This is a genomic window from Rummeliibacillus sp. BSL5 (assembly GCF_052928305.1).
Genome location: NZ_JAVGCV010000004.1, coordinates 1 through 12945, shown reverse-complemented (window position 1 = coordinate 12945; position 12945 = coordinate 1). Strand labels below are relative to the sequence as shown.

General features: G+C 38.8%; 14 protein-coding genes, 8 tRNA genes and 1 rRNA gene. 22 read left to right on the top strand and 1 reads right to left on the bottom strand.

Translation table 11 applies throughout. The features are described from left to right. The first annotated feature begins 13 nt into the window (after positions 1–13). Entirely contained in the window at positions 14–487 is a 474-nt protein-coding gene (locus RCJ93_RS12875) for a PH domain-containing protein (protein ID WP_446739222.1), read from the top strand. After that, positions 480–2003 (top strand): PH domain-containing protein, encoded by a 1524-nt coding sequence (locus tag RCJ93_RS12870; RefSeq protein ID WP_446739221.1) that lies wholly within the window; start codon positions 480–482, stop codon positions 2001–2003. The genes RCJ93_RS12875 and RCJ93_RS12870 overlap by 8 nt, the downstream gene beginning before the upstream one ends. 34 nt (positions 2004–2037) lie before the next feature. On the opposite strand, the gene RCJ93_RS12865 is transcribed toward RCJ93_RS12870, so the two are convergent. Beyond that, positions 2038–2646, bottom strand: coding sequence for a rhomboid family intramembrane serine protease (locus tag RCJ93_RS12865; RefSeq protein WP_446739220.1), 609 nt, complete (start codon positions 2644–2646; stop codon positions 2038–2040). 68 nt (positions 2647–2714) lie between these two features. On the opposite strand from RCJ93_RS12865, the gene acpS reads away from it, so the two are divergent. The 20 genes from acpS to RCJ93_RS12765 all read left to right on the top strand — a co-directional run. Further along, positions 2715–3068, top strand: a complete 354-nt coding sequence (gene acpS, locus RCJ93_RS12860; protein WP_066790282.1) for a holo-ACP synthase — start codon at positions 2715–2717, stop codon at positions 3066–3068. 53 nt (positions 3069–3121) lie between these two features. After that, the gene (locus tag RCJ93_RS12855) at positions 3122–4393 is read left to right on the top strand and encodes an outer membrane lipoprotein carrier protein LolA (protein ID WP_446739219.1); all 1272 of its coding nucleotides are present in this window, start codon (positions 3122–3124) and stop codon (positions 4391–4393) included. Positions 4394–4567: 174 nt separating this feature from the next. Next, complete coding sequence (gene alr / locus RCJ93_RS12850; protein WP_446739218.1) at positions 4568–5692, top strand: alanine racemase; 1125 nt, start codon at positions 4568–4570, stop codon at positions 5690–5692. 205 nt (positions 5693–5897) lie between these two features. Further along, entirely contained in the window at positions 5898–6182 is a 285-nt protein-coding gene (locus RCJ93_RS12845; RefSeq protein ID WP_223823621.1) for a transcriptional regulator, read from the top strand. A gap of 4 nt (positions 6183–6186) precedes the next feature. After that, positions 6187–6537 (top strand): type II toxin-antitoxin system PemK/MazF family toxin, encoded by a 351-nt coding sequence (locus tag RCJ93_RS12840; RefSeq protein ID WP_066790273.1) that lies wholly within the window; start codon positions 6187–6189, stop codon positions 6535–6537. A 297-nt stretch (positions 6538–6834) separates the two neighbouring features. After that, the gene (locus tag RCJ93_RS12835; protein WP_446739217.1) at positions 6835–7248 is read left to right on the top strand and encodes an anti-sigma regulatory factor; all 414 of its coding nucleotides are present in this window, start codon (positions 6835–6837) and stop codon (positions 7246–7248) included. A gap of 190 nt (positions 7249–7438) precedes the next feature. Then, positions 7439–7780, top strand: a complete 342-nt coding sequence (locus tag RCJ93_RS12830) for an STAS domain-containing protein (RefSeq protein WP_066790269.1) — start codon at positions 7439–7441, stop codon at positions 7778–7780. Continuing rightward, positions 7767–8237, top strand: coding sequence for an anti-sigma B factor RsbW (rsbW, locus tag RCJ93_RS12825; RefSeq protein WP_066790267.1), 471 nt, complete (start codon positions 7767–7769; stop codon positions 8235–8237). Before RCJ93_RS12830 ends, rsbW begins: the two co-directional genes overlap by 14 nt. Continuing rightward, positions 8215–8994 (top strand): RNA polymerase sigma factor SigB, encoded by a 780-nt coding sequence (gene sigB / locus RCJ93_RS12820; RefSeq protein ID WP_150285405.1) that lies wholly within the window; start codon positions 8215–8217, stop codon positions 8992–8994. Before rsbW ends, sigB begins: the two co-directional genes overlap by 23 nt. A gap of 103 nt (positions 8995–9097) precedes the next feature. Continuing rightward, positions 9098–11251, top strand: coding sequence for a Tex family protein (locus RCJ93_RS12815; protein ID WP_446739216.1), 2154 nt, complete (start codon positions 9098–9100; stop codon positions 11249–11251). Positions 11252–11433: 182 nt separating this feature from the next. Beyond that, a complete protein-coding gene (locus RCJ93_RS12810) occupies positions 11434–11889 on the top strand; it encodes a SprT family protein (protein ID WP_150285403.1) in 456 nt (151 codons plus the stop codon). 98 nt (positions 11890–11987) lie between these two features. Beyond that, positions 11988–12064 (top strand) — tRNA-Asn (locus RCJ93_RS12805). A gap of 1 nt (position 12065) precedes the next feature. Beyond that, a tRNA-Glu gene (locus RCJ93_RS12800) sits at positions 12066–12137 on the top strand. A gap of 10 nt (positions 12138–12147) precedes the next feature. Continuing rightward, positions 12148–12224 (top strand) — tRNA-Asp (locus RCJ93_RS12795). Positions 12225–12231: 7 nt separating this feature from the next. Next, a tRNA-Gln gene (locus tag RCJ93_RS12790) sits at positions 12232–12306 on the top strand. A gap of 17 nt (positions 12307–12323) precedes the next feature. After that, positions 12324–12399, top strand: a tRNA-Lys gene (locus RCJ93_RS12785). 62 nt (positions 12400–12461) lie between these two features. Then, positions 12462–12547, top strand: a tRNA-Leu gene (locus RCJ93_RS12780). Between the two features lie 12 nt (positions 12548–12559). Further along, positions 12560–12636, top strand: a tRNA-Arg gene (locus tag RCJ93_RS12775). 26 nt (positions 12637–12662) lie between these two features. Next, positions 12663–12736 (top strand) — tRNA-Gly (locus RCJ93_RS12770). A 123-nt stretch (positions 12737–12859) separates the two neighbouring features. Further along, a 16S ribosomal RNA gene (locus tag RCJ93_RS12765) occupies positions 12860–12945 on the top strand; the annotation flags it as partial.

The following is a 12945-nucleotide window of genomic DNA, read 5'->3' as shown; positions in this document are numbered from 1 at the left end:
ACGTGTTCTAAGATTGCAACCTAAATATCAACTATCTAAGAAGGGGTTAACGGTTTGGCGTATCCATGCGGCGATTGAAAGTCTCATTGTATTAGTAATCGCTCTCATTGCATGCGCACTCACTTATTATTTTGAGGGTCCGTACTGGATCTATGCAGTAAGCATTGCAGTCGTTATTATTTATAGTTTTTTAAATATGTATTTATTTCCAAATATTCGCTGGGACCATTGGCGTTATGAAGTGAGAGAACAAGAGATTGAAATTCAACACGGCCTTTTTATTGTGAAGCGCACATTGATTCCCATGGTGCGTGTGCAGCATGTCGACTCTTCCCAGGGTCCCATATTAAAGCATTACCATTTGGCGAGCATTTCTATTTCCACAGCTGCCACTATACATACCATCCCTGCTTTAACGGTAGAGGAAGCAGATGGATTGCGAGCGAGTATTTCAGATTTGGCAAGGGTGGCAGAAGACGATGTCTAATAAAATGAATCATCTCCATCCAATTACTATCCTAATGGGTTTTCTTCAAACCTTAAAAGGCTTGGTGATTCCAGGGGTTGTAATCTTGGTCGGAAATGGATTTCGCTATTCATTTAGTCCAAGTAGCCCGAAATTTATAGTGACCCTTTTGCTGTTTTCAGGTATCTTGTTGCTATTAGTCCTTATTTTGATTTTCTCTTTTATCAAGTGGAAGAAGTTTGTTTATTGGTTTGAAGAGGAAGAATTGAGAATAGAATATGGCTTATTCGTAAAAAAGAAGCGCTATATCCCTCTGGAACGAATACAGAGCTTAAATTATAAAGAAAGCTTACTTCATCGACTATTTGGGTTAGTAAAAGTAAAGATTGAAACAGCGGCTGATAGCGGAGAGGCGGAAGCAGACCTGACTGCTATCACTAGAAATCAAGCTGATCTGATTGAGGCACAAATGAAGCGAGCAAAAGAACACCACCATATTGAAAAGGCATCAGAAAATGACAAACCTATCCTTGCGAAGGATGATAAAGAAGAACAGATACCGACCCGTACATTGGTTCATCAAATGTCCCAAAAAGATCTGTTGGTGCTGGCCACAACATCTAGCAGTATTGGTGTTGTATTTTCAGGTTTGGCTGCTGTGCTATCACAATTAAACGATTGGATTCCGTATGATCAAATTTATGGAGAAGTGAAAAACTATATAAAATTTGGGGTTGTACTTATTTGTGTTATAACGCTTCTCATTTTATTTGTATCGTGGATGCTATCTGTTGCTGTTACGTTTATCAATAATTTTGGCTTTCGTATAGAGAAAGAGGAGCAGCGGCTCTTCGTGTCGAAAGGGTTACTAGAGAAAAAAAGACTCACTATTCCTTTGAATAGGATACAAGGGGTTCGCATTGTGGAGTCGCCGTTTAGACAGTTGTTCGGGTATGTCTCGATTGTTATTGAGAGTGCTGGAAGTTCTGGTGAAAAAAATGAAAAGAAAATTGTTCTGCTTCCACTCATTAAAAAGAAAAATAGCTTTTTCATCTTACGAGAAATTTTTCCGAATGGTATTTGGACGGAGCCTCAATTAATAAAAGCTCCACAAAGAGCTTTATTTCGTTATATAAAAATCCATCTTTATTGGTCTATCCCGCTGGCAGCAGCTTTATGTTTCTTCCTATTTCCTTACGGGGCATGGTCTTTAATTTTAATACCGATTGCTGTGTTGCTAGGGTATTGGCAATATCGCACTGCAGGGTTTAACATAACCTCCCAGCAGCTTACGATTGTTGAAAGAGGACTTAGCCGAACAACGCTTGTTGTGTGGAAAAAGAGAATTCAATCTCTCACGATGTCCCAAAGCTACTATGCGAAAAAAAAGCATGTCGCTTCTGCTAAAGTTGTGATGATGTCAGGAAAGACGGGAAGTCATGCGAAGGTTAGACATTTTGATGATGAGAGAGTAAAAGATATTTTTGAATGGTATAAGCCGAATGACAGAGAAAGTGAACATACAAAAAGCTGGTAGAGTTTCTTAGAAACCTCACCAGCTTTTATGTATATTAATTTTTTTTAATCCAGCGAAGGACACGTTTGGGATGAAAGTCAAATAATCCGATAATCAATCCAGTTACTAATCCTGCAATATGTGCAGTTGCGTTCACATTGGGCTGCAAGAAAGTCATAATAACAGAGATCACAACAATTGGCATAATTATTTGTTTAAGCTGCGGCATGGTCTTTCTCGTATAGTACACCAATGCCAAAAAGGCGCCGAACAAACCAAAAACCGCACCGCTTGCCCCATAGCTCACATAATTTGCTGGCTGGATTAAATACGAAACGACATTCCCCATGAAACCAGATACAAAATAAATAGTGAAGAATCGGAGTTTTCCGGCAAGACGCTCTAACTCAGGACCGAAAACGTACAATGAAAACATATTAAAGAGCAAGTGGAAAAATCCTCCGTGGATAAACATAGAAGTGAGCAGCCGCCAATACTCGCCATCAGCAATTAAATAATTTGCTGCTGCGCCTTTAATAACAATATTGAGGCCTAACGGAGGAATGAGCCCAATTAAATAGACTGCGATATTAATACCTATTATTATCGAAATCATCGGATATAATAATATGTATTGTGAAAGTTTTTCTGTCCGATTAAACATGTATTCACCTCAACTTTAATATGATTATTATACATTGTTTTAATGGCTGAATGAAAGGAGAAACCAAGTTGATCAAAGGAATAGGACTAGATATAGTAGAAATCTCTCGAATAATGAAAGCGAACGATCTCAATCCACATTTCAAAGAAAGAATCCTCACAAAAAATGAATTAGCGATTTTCAATCAGTTAAAAACAAGACGCCAACTAGAATTTCTTGCAGGCAGGTTTTCAGCTAAAGAAGCATATTCAAAGGCAAACGGCACAGGGATTGGAAAGGAGTGTTCATTGCAGGATATTGAAATTTTGCCAAACGACAAAGGCCAGCCGATATTATATTTTAAACAAGAAATTGTCCAAGGCTTTGTAAGTATTACGCATTCAAAGGAGTATGCGGCCGCTCAAGTTGTACTGCTTGCATAAAACGTAGAGCTCGTTCATAGGATGTCTTATGGAAAATGAGAAAGGATGGGGTTTTGCGAAAACTTCTCACACTAGGATTGCTTTGTTTCGCAGCAGTATTGATGTTAGCAGCATGTGGATCAGATTCAAAGGAGGATATTGTCAAAAAGACAAGCAAGAAATGGGCGGATTCAAAGGGTTATGAAGTCAAAGCAAATATGGAAATTAAAACAACAGGAGATACTAAAAAGTATAACGTTGATGTATGGCATACGAAGCCAGAATTTTACCGTGTAGCTGTTTCAGAAGAAGGACAAGAAACATCTCAAATGATTATCCGCAATGAAGAAGGAGTATTTGTAGTTACCCCTTCGATGAAAAAGACGTACAAGTTCCAAAGTGATTGGCCAAAGCAAAACAGCCAAGGCTACTTAATCAATTCTTTGGCGAAAGATTTAGCTTCTGATTCACAGGCTACAATGAAAGAAACAAAGGATTCATACATCTTTAAAGCGAAGACACGTAATACACATTCGAAGATGTTGCCAACACAACAGGTCTACATTAATAAAAAGACCTTGCTACCTACGAAAGTAGTTGTGTTAAACGAAGCAAGTGAAGAGCAAATCAAAATCACCTTCAAAAAAATCACGTTAGGCGTTGCTAAAAAAGCTGGGGATTATGACTTGCAAGATTTCACAAAACCAAGCGACTCAGATGAGGCAAACAAAGATAAAGCTAATGTAGATGAGAAAGCCGCAGAAGATGCAGCTAAAGATGCAGACGGAGAAGCTACTGCAGAGGAAAATAAAGAAGGTAATACAGAAGGAAAAACAGAAGGAACAGATGATAAAGCAGCTGTAAATGAAGAGGAAGCAGCAGGCGAAACAGCTCAAGAAGAGGCTACGGAAGATAATGCTTCTAATGAAGAAAGCACAGCTGATGAAAACGGTGAAAAAGTGGCAACTTCAGCAGATGCAGATGCCTCCGGTGAAGAAGCTACCAATACAGATTTCGAAACGCACTATCCGGTAGTGGATTGGAATTTAAAATTAACGGATGAGAAATCAATGAACACAACTGCTGGTACTCGTAAAATTTTATCATTCGAGGGAGATAAGAACTTCACTATTATCCAAGAAAAAACAACTAGAGCGGAACAACTGTATATTCCAGTATTCTCTCCGGGAGACCCTGCTGATCTAGGATTTACAGTAGGAGCGATCACGGACAACTCTATTAGCTGGGAAGCGGATGGTGTATCATACTTTATCGCCTCAAACGATCTAAGTAAGACGGAGTTAGTAGAAGTAGCATCCTCAATGGTAAATGGAGAAATGAAATAGTAAGGGAAGCATCACTCGGTAAGATTGTAGAATTTCTTACTGAGTGATAGTCCCTTTTTGCTGCAGAAATTGATCTTCTGATCATGAATGATGGGCTATATTATTACATCATTATGTTTGACCAAATCCATGGTTGGGACGATAATAGATAAAAACTAATAAGAGGGTATAGACATGCAAGAAAATGAAATATTTCGACCCACTAAGGCAATTATTAATTTATCAGCTATTCGCCATAATATTGTAAACTTGCGTAAGCATTTGCATTCAGATGTCTCTGTTATCGCAGTAGTAAAAGCAAATGCTTACGGTCATGGCGATGTACAGGTGGCCAAAGAGGCACTAAAAGCAGGTGCTACTATTTTGGCAGTAGCCACTCCTGAAGAAGCATTGCATTTACGGCAGGAAATTCCGCATACTCCAATCATGATTTTAGGTGCTTCTCCAATTGTTTTTGCGCCTATCGCAGCCAAAGAAGCCATTATCCTAACGGTTTTTTCAGAGGATTGGATACGCAAAGTGGCTCCATTAGCCAAAGATTTCGAACAGCCGCTTAAGGTTCATATAAAAGTTGATAGCGGGATGAATCGTATTGGTGTGCGCCAAGAAAAAGAATTACAGGCTGTATATGATGCGGCTAAAATGGTTAATAATATAGAAGTGGATGGTATTTTCACACATTTCGCTACAGCGGATGAAGAGAATCAAGAGCAGTATGAAATGCAATTGGCGATATTCCAAAAGATGATCGCCAGCTTGCCTGAAAAACCACGCTTAGTGCATGCTGCAAATACAGCTGCTGCATTAGTTAAAGAAAGTGCCCAATTTGACGCTGTGCGTTTTGGGATTTCTATGTACGGACTTGCACCATCTACTTATATTGAAGAAAATCTTCCATACCCTTTAAAAGAAGCGCTTGCATTAGAAAGTGAATTAGTACATGTGAAGAAAATTCAAAAGGGCGACAGAGTCGGCTATGGAGGTACATATATAGCAAAAGAAGACGAGTGGATTGGTACGTTGCCAATAGGCTATGCCGATGGTTTGCTGCGCTGTCTTTCTGGTCAAGAAGTTTTAATAGAGGGTAAAAGGGTACCAATTGTAGGAAGGATCTGTATGGATCAATGTATGGTGCGCCTGCCTAAAAAGTATGAGATTGGTGAGAAAGTGACACTAATTGGCAAACAACATGGAAATGAAATTCATATACAAGAGTGGGCAGAGCGTCTTCATACAATCGTCTATGAAATACCATGTATGATTTCAGAGCGGGTTCCGCGGGTATATAAAGAGCAATAATCATTTTTTCTGGCCTCGCGCCAACTTGAAGTGGAATATAAATAGCGATAAAGAGCAACAGAGTTTCCTAGTAGTCGACAAATTCAGAAAAAAAACCGCGATAATGTCAAATGCTTACTGATATTGTCTTTTCAATATTATATTTTAATGTTAGGATTATGATAGTTGAGAACATATTGGCGATTTGTTTCTGGAGGTGTTGGCTGTGAACCACAAAGGACTCGAAAACGTTCTGATTCAGATGCCAGAACGATTGGTTTCTGAAAGTATAGAACAAGCATATAGACAAATAGTAATAAAAGACGCAAATGATTTAGTATATATTCCGACAAAAAGATCTATTCATACGAAACAAAAAAATCACATGCGAGAAGCAATGGTTAAAGGATATGTAGAAATGTCACAGATTAACTTATCTATATGTAGTGAATGCTTACATGTTGAGTATGAAGCGGAACATATGGTGGAGCGACTCGTAAGCGGAGGATGAAAACTTGAACGTAAAACGTGGAGACGTTTTTTTTGCAGATTTATCACCAGTAGTCGGGTCTGAGCAAGGTGGCACCAGACCCGTACTGGTTATTCAAAATGATATCGGAAATCGGTTTAGTCCAACTGTTATTATCGCAGCAATTACAGCTCAAATTCAAAAGGCGAAACTCCCAACTCATGTGGAAATTGACGCTAAGAAATATGGATTTGAACGGGATTCAGTTATTTTGTTGGAACAATTGCGGACGATCGATAAATCACGATTAACAGATAAAATCACGCAGCTAGATGGCCCTTTAATGGTAAAGGTAGAAGAAGCTTTGGAAATAAGTTTAGGGCTTTTAAAATTTTAAGCATACATATTGAAACACCAGATGCTAGTCATCTGGTGTTTTTCTTTGTCTCTTTACAACTTATTTACAATGAATATTCAAAAAATGGAGTGTAATATTTGTAACTATATTATACAATTAGAAAAAGAATCCATTATAGAAAAATTAAATATTTTCAGTTTATTTAACGTATAAACTATTAAGTCCCTAACCATCATATTTTTATATGATGCCTGATTTGTGTGTGTGAAAAAGGGAAAATCTTCATCTGACATTAAAATAGATTGTTATTAAATAAGGATTTGGAGGTAGGCGCTCATGGAAGGTTCTTCGATAGATATTTTAACGGAGTGGGATATTGTCACTGCACGGCAGGTTGGCCGCAAGGAAGCTAAGTCGATTGGATTTGATATCATTGACCAAGCACTCATTGCTACAGCGATCAGTGAACTAGCTAGAAACATTCACTTATATGCAGAGAGTGGGAAGATTGAAGTGAAAAAATTAATACAGGAAAAATCAGTTGGTATTTATGTAATAGCATCTGATAATGGACCAGGTATTCCACAAATCGATGAATTGTTACAAAAGGATTTGGCCACAACAAAAGGCATTGGGTTTGGGCTGCCTGGTGTAAAAAGAATCATGGACGAGTTTCAGTTAGATTCACAACTTACTATAGGAACAACCGTGAAAATTAAAAAATGGCTATCAATCAACAAAAAAGAATAAAAAAAATAAAAAAAGTTTTATTTTTAGGTTTAACCCTTATATAATGCGGGTATTTCATATATGTTGGTCTAAAAATTGAAAGCAATAAACGATATACATACTTTCAAACAGGAACAATAACTTGTAGTATTTTAGATAATGCATCGGTTTTTTATGCATTTTTATAGAGAACAATACAGGAGGGATAGAGATGGACTTTAAATTAGACGTAGTAGAAGAAACAGGAAAGGTTCAAGCAATTCTTCAAGGAGAAATAGATGCTTATACTGCTCCTGTTTTAAGAGAGCAATTGGATGGTATTTCTATATCAGAAGGCACTCAAGTAGAATTGAACTTTTCAAATGTAAATTATATGGATAGCACAGGTTTAAGTGTTATCGTTGCTTTTTATAAAAGCGTTGTAGCAAATGGTGGGGAAATCGTACTTACTTGCCTATCTGAACGCTTAAAACGCTTATTTGACATCACAGGTTTAACGGATATTATGAACATCGAAGTTAGGAAGGTGATTTCAAACAATGAGAGAATTTGATTATATGGAGATGCGCGTTCCTGCTAAAACGCAATATGTTGGTGTTGCTCGACTTGCTATTTCAGGATTGGCGAACCGTGTAGGTTTTTCATATGATGATATTGAAGATGTGAAAATTGCAGCGAGTGAAGCAATCACCAATGCGATTCAGCACGCATATGCAGACAAAGAAGATGGAGAAGTTGTAATCGGCTGTGCCTTGTATAAGGACAAAATGGAAATCATGGTGGCCGACTATGGACGCAGTTTTAAATTCGAAGAGGTAAAAGAAAAGGTCGGTCCTTATCACGAAGAAGAAGATGTACAATTTATTCGTGAAGGAGGATTAGGTCTATACCTTATTGAAAGCCTTATGGATGAAGTGAAAGTACTCAACGACAATGGCGTGACTGTTTTCATGACAAAATTTGTATCACGAGAGCAGGTGAATGACCATGCGGAAACAATCTCCTTCTAGTTCGGCATCAAAAGAGCAAGTATTAGAATGGATCCAGCGTTTTCAACAAACTGAAGACGACGAGGCGCAAACGAATTTAGTTTTGCATTATCAATACTTGGTTGAATCCATCGCAAGAAAGTATTCTAATGGGCGCTCTTATCATGATGACATAGTACAAGTTGGCATGTTAGGCCTGCTTGGTGCTATTAGAAGGTTTGATTCTTCCTTTGGTCGTAGTTTTGAGGCTTTTGCGGTACCGACGATTATCGGTGAAATCAAACGCTACTTAAGAGATAAAACATGGGATGTCCATGTGCCAAGGCGTATTAAAGAACTTGGCCCCAAAATTAAAGCAGCTGTTGAGTTTTTAACAACCGAAACGCAACGTTCACCCCAAGTTGCAGAAATTGCAGAATATCTTGAAGTAGAAGAAGATGAAGTGTTGGAAGCGATGGAAATGAGCCAAAGTTATCAAGCACTTTCAATGGACAGACCTATTGATTCTGATGGCGATGGTAGCACTGCAACGTTATTTGATATAGTAGGCAAGCAGGATGATGAATTCGAAAAGACAAACCGCCGTATTATTGTAGAAAACGCAATGAAGGAATTGTCAGAAAGAGAACGTCAAATTATTCAGCTTACATACCTTCAACAGCTTAGCCAGAAAGAAGCTGGGGAGATGCTGGGTATATCCCAAATGCATGTCTCAAGATTGCAGCGTAAAGCTATCAAGAAACTGCAGCAAATTATTGTTGCATCAGGTGGTATTTAAAAGAAGGACAGTTCAACTTTTGTTGAACTGTTCTTTTTTGTTGCGAATAAGCAATAGCTGCTCTATGTTAAAATAGGGAAGTCAAAGGAAGGATAGTGAATATATGGACACTCAAAAAATGCATCAACTTATTGCGAAAGAAATCGGCATTCGCACACAACAAGTAGACCAAGTAATTCAATTGTTAGAAGCATCAAATACTGTACCCTTTATAGCTCGCTATCGAAAAGAAGCTACAGGATCACTAGATGAAGTCCAAATTAAAGCGATTGAAGATCGCTATCATTATGTAATGCAGTTAGAGCAACGTAAACAAGAGGTTCTTCGTATTATCGAAGAACAAGGGAAGTTAACTGAAGAACTTACAAAAGATATTAATGAAGCTACTGTTTTGAAACGTGTAGAAGATTTATACCGACCATACAAACAAAAAAGAAGAACAAAGGCGACGATTGCAAAGGATAAAGGACTTGAACCATTGGCCGATAGCCTATTGCAATTTAACCAAACAGAAGTAGAATCTCTAGCTCAGCCTTTTATTAATGAAAATGTAGAAAGTGTTGAAGAGGCCTTGCAGGGAGCGAGTGACATTTTAGCTGAGAGATTTGCTGATGATGCAGCGATAAGAGAGAACATTCGTCAGATTTCTTGGAAACAGGGAGTCATTCAATCCACTGTGAAAGCTAAAGAACTCGATGAAAAAAGTGTATTTGAAATGTATTACGACTATCAAGAACCGGTAAATAAAATTGTTCCCCACCGAATTTTAGCTATTAATCGTGGAGAAAAAGAAGATATATTAAAGATCGGCATTGAAGTGCCGACTGAATCTATCTATCAACTCATGCGGAAAAAATGGATTGTATCTACCTCATCACCTTCTTCCAAACTAGTTGAAGTGGCTATGGAGGATGCATATAAACGATTAATCCAGCCATCAATTGAGCGTGAGATACGCAATGAATTGACAGATAAAGCCGAAACACAGGCTATCCATATTTTTTCTGAAAATCTCAGAAATCTTCTATTGCAGCCTCCAATGAAAGGAAAGTATGTTTTAGGTGTAGACCCTGCATATAGGACGGGCTGTAAATTAGCTGTAGTTGATGATACTGGTAAAATGCTTGAGATATCGGTTATTTATCCACATACAGCAAAAGCAGACATTAACAAATCCAAATCTATATTTAATGATTTGTTGAATCGCTATCCTATTTCTATTATTGCGATAGGGAACGGTACTGCATCCAGAGAGACAGAACAATTTGTTTCGGAATGTTTGAATGAATCCAATGCGAGTGCAGCTTATGTAATCGTTAATGAAGCAGGTGCAAGTGTTTACTCTGCCTCGCCAATTGCTAGAGAGGAATTCCCGGATTTACAGGTAGAACAGCGGAGTGCTGTCTCTATTGCAAGGCGATTGCAAGACCCGCTAGCTGAGTTGGTAAAAATTGAACCAAAAGCAGTAGGTGTTGGCCAGTACCAACACGATGTATCTCAAAAGAAACTAGCACAACAACTCACCTTTATTGTAGAAACAGCAGTAAACCAAGTGGGGGTAGATGTGAATACAGCTTCTTCTTCATTGCTTCAATATGTTTCAGGGCTATCAAAAACAGTAGCAGAAAATATCGTCAAAACAAGAGGAGAACAAGGGAAATTTACTGCCCGCACGCAGTTAAAGAAAATACCTCGACTTGGTGCTAAGACATATGAGCAAGCCATTGGATTTTTAAGAATCCCAAATGCAAAGAATCCATTAGATTCAACTGCTATACATCCAGAGAGCTACGATTTAGCAAACCGCATATTAGAAGCGGTAGGGTTGGATAAAAAACAAATAGGCACGGCTGAGGCAGAACAAGCAATTTCAAATTTAAATATAAAAGAGCTAAGTAAAGAATGGGAGATTGGCGAGGTTACATTGAAAGATGTGATTGATTCATTAATGAAACCTTCTCGAGATCCGCGAGATGCTTTTCCACAGCCCTTGCTTAAAAAAGATGTTTTAAAAATGGAGGATTTACAGCCAGGCATGGAACTTCAAGGAACAGTCCGCAATGTAGTCGACTTCGGGGCGTTTGTCGACATTGGCGTAAAGCAAGATGGACTTGTCCATATCTCAAAGCTGAAAAAAGGTTTTGTTAAACATCCATTAGATGTAGTTTCATTGGGGGACATTGTCACTGTTTGGGTAGACAATGTAGAGAAGGATAAAGGTAGAATTGCTCTAACGATGCTTCCACCTAATCAATAATGATTAGTTTTCATATTTAAAGAGGCAAAGAAAATTAGCGGTGGTTTGTTATGAGGTAAGTACAGCCATCTGTCCATTTAAAATCTTGGCTTCCACCGCTAGTCTCTTTGTTTTTTCTTGCTAAATTAAAAAACAACAATATTCAAAACGAGAGTATACTTATTTATAAGGAGGGACATAATATGACAGATTGCGAACTACAAGAGCTCGTCCGCCAAATCTCCAGAGAAGTATTTCATAAACCATTCCGCCATCGGGCATATTTTAATTCTCGCCTCCGAACAACAGGTGGACGCTATTTGCTTAAATCTCATGATATAGAGGTTAACCCGAAAGCTTATGTGCAATTTGGTTTGAAAGAAGTAGAAGGAATCATCCGTCATGAGTTATGCCATTATCATCTTCATATAGAAGGAAAGGGATATAAACATCGTGATGCAGATTTTCGGACACTTTTAAAAGAAACAAATGCTCCTCGATTTTGTTCGAATTTAGAACAAAAGAAGAGACCGGTAAAGCGTGCTCAATATATTTATGTATGCACAGAATGCGGGTTAAGGTATAGTCGTAAGATACGTATGAACACAGATCGATATAGATGCGGCAAGTGTTTAGGGAAGCTAAAGATAATTAAATAAACTTTTTTTGAAATAAGGGTTGACGTTTTATGGACAACCCATTATACTTATAAAAGTCGACAGGGTGATAACACACTGACACGACAAAATAATACTTTTCCGAAGTAGCTCAGTTGGTAGCAGCATCTGACTGTTAATCAGAGGGTCGCAGGTTCGAGTCCTGCCTTCGGAGCCATGGCCCCTTGGTCAAGCGGTTAAGACACCGCCCTTTCACGGCGGTAACACGGGTTCGAATCCCGTAGGGGTCATTTTCATAACGGTCCGGTAGTTCAGCTGGTTAGAATGCCTGCCTGTCACGCAGGAGGTCGCGGGTTCGAGTCCCGTCCGGACCGCCATTATGAATGGGGTATAGCCAAGCGGTAAGGCAACGGATTTTGATTCCGTCATGCCCTGGTTCGAATCCAGGTACCCCAGCCATTCTTATTAATAGCTACGAGTCATTAGCTCAGTTGGTAGAGCATCTGACTTTTAATCAGAGGGTCGTAGGTTCGAATCCTACATGACTCACCATTTTTCTTCTTGACACATTAAGTTGAACATGCTAAAATAGTTATTGTTCGTTAAGTCGAAATGCGGTCGTGGCGGAATGGCAGACGCGCTAGGTTGAGGGCCTAGTCGGGGCAACTCGGTGGAGGTTCAAGTCCTCTCGATCGCACCAAAAATTATATATGCGCCCATAGCTCAATTGGATAGAGCGTCTGACTACGGATCAGAAGGTTGTGGATTCGACTTCTGCTGGGCGCACCATTTATTCAAAAAAATATATTAACTACGCGGGTGTAGTTTAGTGGTAAAACCACAGCCTTCCAAGCTGTTGTCGGGAGTTCGATTCTCCTCACCCGCTCCATTATATGAACCTTGAAAACTGAACAAGCAAGATGTTAATCATTTAAACTTACTAACAACTGTTAGTTTTAAAGACATCATCTTAAAGATGATGCGCTAGTGAAATTTTGAGCAATCAAACACTTTTATGGAGAGTTTGATCCTGGCTCAGGACGAACGCTGGCGGCGTGCCTAATACATGCAAGTCGAGCGAATGACGAGGAGCTTGCT

Coding starts and splice junctions, on each gene's coding strand:
- rsbW (WP_066790267.1), top strand. CDS start 7,767: ATGAGAGAATTTGATTATATGGAGATGCGCGTTCCTGCTAAAACGCAA.
- RCJ93_RS12870 (WP_446739221.1), top strand. CDS start 480: ATGTCTAATAAAATGAATCATCTCCATCCAATTACTATCCTAATGGGT.
- RCJ93_RS12835 (WP_446739217.1), top strand. CDS start 6,835: ATGGAAGGTTCTTCGATAGATATTTTAACGGAGTGGGATATTGTCACT.
- RCJ93_RS12815 (WP_446739216.1), top strand. CDS start 9,098: ATGGACACTCAAAAAATGCATCAACTTATTGCGAAAGAAATCGGCATT.
- sigB (WP_150285405.1), top strand. CDS start 8,215: ATGCGGAAACAATCTCCTTCTAGTTCGGCATCAAAAGAGCAAGTATTA.
- RCJ93_RS12865 (WP_446739220.1), bottom strand. CDS start 2,646: ATGTTTAATCGGACAGAAAAACTTTCACAATACATATTATTATATCCG.
- RCJ93_RS12810 (WP_150285403.1), top strand. CDS start 11,434: ATGACAGATTGCGAACTACAAGAGCTCGTCCGCCAAATCTCCAGAGAA.
- RCJ93_RS12830 (WP_066790269.1), top strand. CDS start 7,439: ATGGACTTTAAATTAGACGTAGTAGAAGAAACAGGAAAGGTTCAAGCA.
- alr (WP_446739218.1), top strand. CDS start 4,568: ATGCAAGAAAATGAAATATTTCGACCCACTAAGGCAATTATTAATTTA.